This window comes from Cellulomonas septica (assembly GCF_012396155.1).
GTDB classification, from domain to species: Bacteria; Actinomycetota; Actinomycetes; order Actinomycetales; family Cellulomonadaceae; genus Cellulomonas; species Cellulomonas septica.
This window is the reverse complement of sequence record NZ_JAAXOY010000207.1, coordinates 1-5,248: the sequence shown is the minus strand read 5'-3', so window position 1 is coordinate 5,248 and position 5,248 is coordinate 1. Positions and strand designations below refer to the sequence as shown.

The window sequence follows — 5,248 nt, the reverse complement described above, 5'->3', positions numbered from 1 at the left end:
AGGGGTCACCCCTACGATGACCGACGTGCCGCCCACGCGAGACGACGACGCCGCGCTCCCGGACCACCCGGACGCGCCCTCGGGCGACGCGCCCGAGCCTCGCCACGCGGTCGCACCGGGCGCCGTCGCGGTGACCGCACCCGCCGACGCGTCCGAGCGGGCCACCCACGACGTCCCGACCCCGACGGACGCGCAGCACGCTCCGGGGGAGAGCCCCGCCGAGACGGCCACCGCACCGGGAGCCGTCGAGGACGGCGAGGGCGGCGAGGGCGGCACGGTCGACCTCGTGAAGCACGTCGACGAGGAGCCGCCGCTCCCCACGCGCGAGCGCCTGCTGCGCACGCTGCTCGGCGAGGACCGGCTGGCGCTCGACGCGAACCCGCGCGACCGCCTCGTCGGCTGGCTGTGGCCGATCGCCGTCACGGTGCTCGCGGGCATCGCCCGGTTCTGGGACCTGGGCCGCCCGCACAAGCTCGTCTTCGACGAGACGTACTACGTCAAGGACGCGTGGTCGCTGGTCACGCGCGGCTACGAGGCGCAGTGGTCGGCGGAGCCGAACCCGGCGTTCGAGGCCGGCGACACGAGCGGGCTCGGCACGGTCGCGTCCTACGTGGTCCATCCGCCGGTCGGCAAGTGGGTCATCGGGCTCGGGATCCAGCTGGGCGGCGGGCCGGACTCGTCGGCGGCGTGGCGGCTGTCCGTCGCGATCCTCGGCACGCTGTCGGTGCTGATGATCGCGCGCATCGCGCGGCGGCTGTTCGCGTCGACCGCGCTCGGCGTGGTCGCGGGCCTGCTGCTCGCGGTCGACGGCGAGGCGATCGTCATGTCGCGCATCAGCCTGCTGGACCCGGTGCTGACGTTCTTCGTGCTGGCCGCGTTCGGGGCGCTGTTGATCGACCGCGATCAGGCGAGACGACGGCTCGCGGAACGCGCGGCGGCCGTGGTCGACGCGGGCGGCGACCTCGGGTGGGGACCGCGGCTCGGCTGGCGCTGGTGGCGCCTCGCGGCCGCGGTGCTGCTCGGCCTGGCGATCGGCACCAAGTGGTCGGGCATCTACTTCCTCGCCGTCTTCGGGCTCATGACGGTCGCGTGGGACCTGTCCGCCCGTCGCGCGGTCGGGGTGCGGCACTGGGCGCGCGCGGGCGTGCTGCGGGACGGCGTGGTCGCGGGCGTCGCGATGGTCGGCCTCGGCGTCGTCACGTACCTGGCGTCGTGGTGGTCGTGGTTCGCGTCGACGGACGCGTACAACCGGCAGTGGGCGGCGCTCAACCCCGGCCAGGGCGTCGAGTGGCTGCCGCCGGCGCTGCGGTCGCTGTGGAAGTACCACCAGGACATGTGGGCGTTCCACAACGGCCTCGAGACGCCGCACTCGTACGCGGCGCACCCGCTCGGCTGGATCGTGCAGTGGCGGCCGACGTCGTTCTACTACCCGACCGAGGTGTCCGGCCTCCAGGGGCAGGCGGCCGTCGACGCGTGCGGTGCCGACCAGTGCTCGCAGGCGATCACGGCGCTCGGCAACCCGGTGCTGTGGTGGTGCGGCGCGGCCGCGATCCTCGTGGCGCTGGTGTGGCTGATCCGGTTCCGCGACTGGCGTGCCGGTGCGGTGCTGTCGGGCATCGCGGCGGGCTGGCTGCCGTGGTTCCTGTACGCGCACCGCACGATCTTCACGTTCTACTCGATCGCGTTCCTGCCGTGGGTCGTCCTCACGCTCACCTACGTGCTGGGGCTGGTGATCGGCCCGAAGGACGAGCTGGGCGCCAGGCAGCGTCGCGTCGCGATCTGGTGCGTGGGCGTGCTGCTCGCGCTGATCGTCGCGGTGAGCGTGTTCTTCTACCCGATCTGGTCGGGCATGGTGATCCCGTACGACTTCTGGAACAGCCACATGTGGATGAGCCAGTGGGTGTGACGCGGCGCGTCTGACGCCGCCGGCACCGCACCCGAGGGCGCCGCGAGGTCAGCCCGCGGCGGGGCCCTCCGGCCACGCGACCTGCGGGCTCGCGTACCAGGTGAACCCGACGTGGTCCCAGAACGCCCCGTGCTGCGCGACGCGCGCCGCGAAGTCGTCCCAGTCGCGGTGCTCGGGCGCGGTCCACGCGACCTCCGCGACGGCGGCGAGCCGCGGCAGCAGCATCGCGGTGAGCTCGGTGAGGTTCGTCAGGGTCTCCGAGAAGACGGCGGCCTCGACGCCGACGACGGCCTCGGCGGGGATGCCCGCGATGAGCGTCGACGGCTCCCACTCGTAGGAGTCGCGCAGCTCGACGTGCCCGGCCCACTCGAGGCCGAGCTGCGTGCTCGCGTCGTACTTCATGTCGAGGTACGCCTTCGACGCGGGCGACATGAGCACCTGGGCCCCGGCCTGCGCCGCGGCGACGAACGGCGCGGGGTCGGCGTTGATGTCCCAGTACTGCACGACCGTCCCAGGCTCGAGCGGCGTCGACGCGATCTCCTGCCACCCGACGACCTTCTTGCCGGCGTCGCGCACGACGGACGACACGAAGCCGACGAGCCGCGCGTACTCGTCGTGGTCCATCGTGAGGACCTCGTCGCCGCCGATGTGCACGTACTCGCCGGGCGTCATCGCCGCGAGGTCGGTGAAGACGTCGCGCAGGAACCCGTGGGTCGCGGGCAGGTCGTCGTGCAGGCGGCTGAACCCGACCTCGATGCCGGTGTACTCGTCGGTCGGCTCGCCGCTGGGCGTGAGCTCGCCGTACGCGTGCGTCGCGGCGTTGACGTGCCCGGGCACGTCGATCTCGGGGACGACGCGGATGCCGCGCGACGCGGCGTAGTCGGTGATCTCGGCGAGCTGGGAGGGGCTGTAGAAGCCGCCCGGCCCACCCCCGACGGACGTCGACGCCGAGACGCGCGTGAGGTGCGGGCGCGACGGCAGGTGGACGCGCCAGCCCTGGTCATCGGTGAGGTGCAGGTGCAGCACGTTGAGCTTGTAGTGCGCGAGCAGCCCGATGACGGACTTCACGTCGTCGACGGTGAAGAAGTGCCGCGCGACGTCGAGCGACAGGCCGCGCCAGGTGTAGCGGGGGTGGTCCTCGATGCGGACGGGCGCGATGGTGAGCCGCCCGTCACCGGTGTCCTGGATGACCTGCCGCAGCGTCACGACGGCCCGCACGAGGCCCGCGGGCGTCCGTGCCTGCAGGTCGACGCGGTCGGGGGTGACGACGACGCGGTACGCCTCGTCCGACGCGGGCAGGTCGTCGGTCACGCTCAGCCGCACGACGCTGCGCGCGCCGCCCTCGGCGTAGCGCACCTCGACGGGCCGCCCGGACAGGCGTCCGAGCAGGTCGGCGGCGAGAACGCCGACCGCGACGAGCTCGGGGGCGCTGTCGACGACCAGGATGGTCGGCGCCGACAGGACGAACGGCTCCTCCCCCGTGCTCTCCAGCAGGACGGGACGGGGGATGACGGCGACGTTCCGCACCGGGTCTCCTTCTCGGGGGCGGGCGCCGGGGACGGGCGCCGGGGGCACGCTACTGGACGCGGGCGATGCGGCGGGCGATCACGGCGCACGTCGCGAGCTGCAGCTGGTGGAAGACGATGACGGGCAGCGCGACGCCCGCCGCGACGACGGGCGTGAAGAGCACGGCAGCCATGGGCAGGCCCGTCGCGAGCGACTTGGTCGAGCCGACCATGACGAGCGCCGCGCGGTCGGCCCGGTCGAGCCCGAGGCGCGCGCCGCCCCACCACGACGCCGCGAGCACGCCCGCCAGGACGAGCGCGCACACGACGACGAGCACGAGCAGCGCGACGGCGGTCACGTCGTCCCACGCGCCCGACACGGACGCCTGGCTGACGGACGTGTAGGCGACGAGCAGGATCGTGCCGCGGTCGGTGAACCGCGTGAGCCGCGCGTGCGTGCGTACCCAGCCGCCGATCCACGGCTGCACGACCTGCCCGACGGCGAACGGCAGCAGCAGCTGCAGGAGGATGCCGGTGAGCGACCCGCCGTGCGCGCCGCCGGTCGCCGTCATGAGCACGCCGACCATGAGCGGCGTCAGGACGATGCCCGACACGTTGGAGATCGTCGCGCCCGTGATCGCGGCGGCGACGTTGCCGCGCGCCACGGACGTGAACACCACGGACGACTGCACGGTCGACGGCAGGAGCGTGAGGTAGAGCACGCCGCGGCGCAGGTCGGGCGCGAGGACCGCGTCGGGCAGCAGCTGCACGAGCAGGCCGAGCACGGGGAGCAGCACGTAGGTGGCCGCGAGCATCGAGCCCTGCAGGCGCCAGTTGCGCAGGCCGTCGAGCACCTCGCGCGTCGGCATGCGGGCGCCGTAGAGGAAGAACAGGAGCACGATCGCGCACGTCCGGACCGTGCCGAGAACGTCGGCGAACGCACCCTGCGCGGGGAGGAAGAGCCCCAGCAGCAGGACCGCGACGATCATCACGACGAGCGGGTCGACCCACCCCCGCAACGTCTGGATCAGGCGGGGACGGTCGGGGCGCGGCACCGGCCCATCATGCCCGCGCGTCCAGGATGCGAGCGCATCCTGGCGTCCCGATGCACCCGTATGTCCCGTTTTCCACCACTCTGTCGGGTGACGTGCGTCGCCCGGAGTCCGCTCGCCGCGCGCTCTCACCCGATCGGCTCTAGTTTTCCGGCTACCGGAATCAACCCCGATATGTCAAGGAGCTGTACATGACCCCCGAAGGCATCATCAGCGCGATCATCATCGGTGCGATCGTCGGCATCCTCGGCCGCCTCCTCGTGCGCGGCCGGCAGCGCATCTCGATCCTCCTGACGATCGTCGTCGGGATCGTGGCCGCCCTCGTCGGCACGTGGCTCGCCACGCTCATCGGTGTCCGGGACACCGGTGGCGTCGACTGGATCGAGCTGTTCCTGCAGATCGGCCTCGCCGCGATCGGTGTCGCCGCGGTGGCGGGCAGCGGCCGCCGCCGTCGCAGCATCCTCTGACGTCGCCGCGCCCGCCCCGGCGCGCGACAGCACCACCGCACCAGCCTCGAAGGGCCCGGACCGTCACCACGGTCCGGGCCCTTCGGCCGCCCGTGTGCCGTGCGGCCGTCAGCGCCGTCGGCTGCGCCGAGGGCAGGTGGTCGGAGGACGACGGCTACTGCACGCGCGGTGCGGCCGCCGGCTCGCGCAGGACGTCGATCTCGACCCGCGAGCGGAGCCTCTCGGACGGGAGCACCTGGGCGAGCTCCGCGAGGACCCGGTCGCAGGCCGCCACGACCTCCGGGAGGTCGGCCGCGGGGTCCACCGTCGTCCGCAGCC

The 5,248-nt window shown here is 73.3% G+C and carries 4 protein-coding genes; 2 read left to right on the top strand and 2 right to left on the bottom strand.

The window, feature by feature from the left end:
• Positions 1 to 1,906: phospholipid carrier-dependent glycosyltransferase (locus HGA02_RS09570; RefSeq protein WP_343035414.1), on the top strand; the 1,906-nt coding region annotated here is incomplete at its 5' end.
• 48 nt (positions 1,907 to 1,954) lie between these two features.
• On the opposite strand, the gene HGA02_RS09565 is transcribed toward HGA02_RS09570, so the two are convergent.
• On the bottom strand, positions 1,955 to 3,433 hold the full coding sequence (locus HGA02_RS09565) for a family 20 glycosylhydrolase (protein WP_168678814.1): 1,479 nt from the start codon (positions 3,431 to 3,433) through the stop codon (positions 1,955 to 1,957).
• Between the two features lie 49 nt (positions 3,434 to 3,482).
• On the bottom strand, positions 3,483 to 4,466 hold the full coding sequence (locus HGA02_RS09560) for a bile acid:sodium symporter family protein (RefSeq protein ID WP_343035412.1): 984 nt from the start codon (positions 4,464 to 4,466) through the stop codon (positions 3,483 to 3,485).
• Positions 4,467 to 4,654: 188 nt separating this feature from the next.
• On the opposite strand from HGA02_RS09560, the gene HGA02_RS09555 reads away from it, so the two are divergent.
• Positions 4,655 to 4,930: a GlsB/YeaQ/YmgE family stress response membrane protein gene (locus HGA02_RS09555; RefSeq protein ID WP_162351064.1), complete on the top strand. Its 276-nt coding sequence runs from the start codon at positions 4,655 to 4,657 to the stop codon at positions 4,928 to 4,930.
• The last annotated feature ends 318 nt before the right edge of the window (positions 4,931 to 5,248 follow it).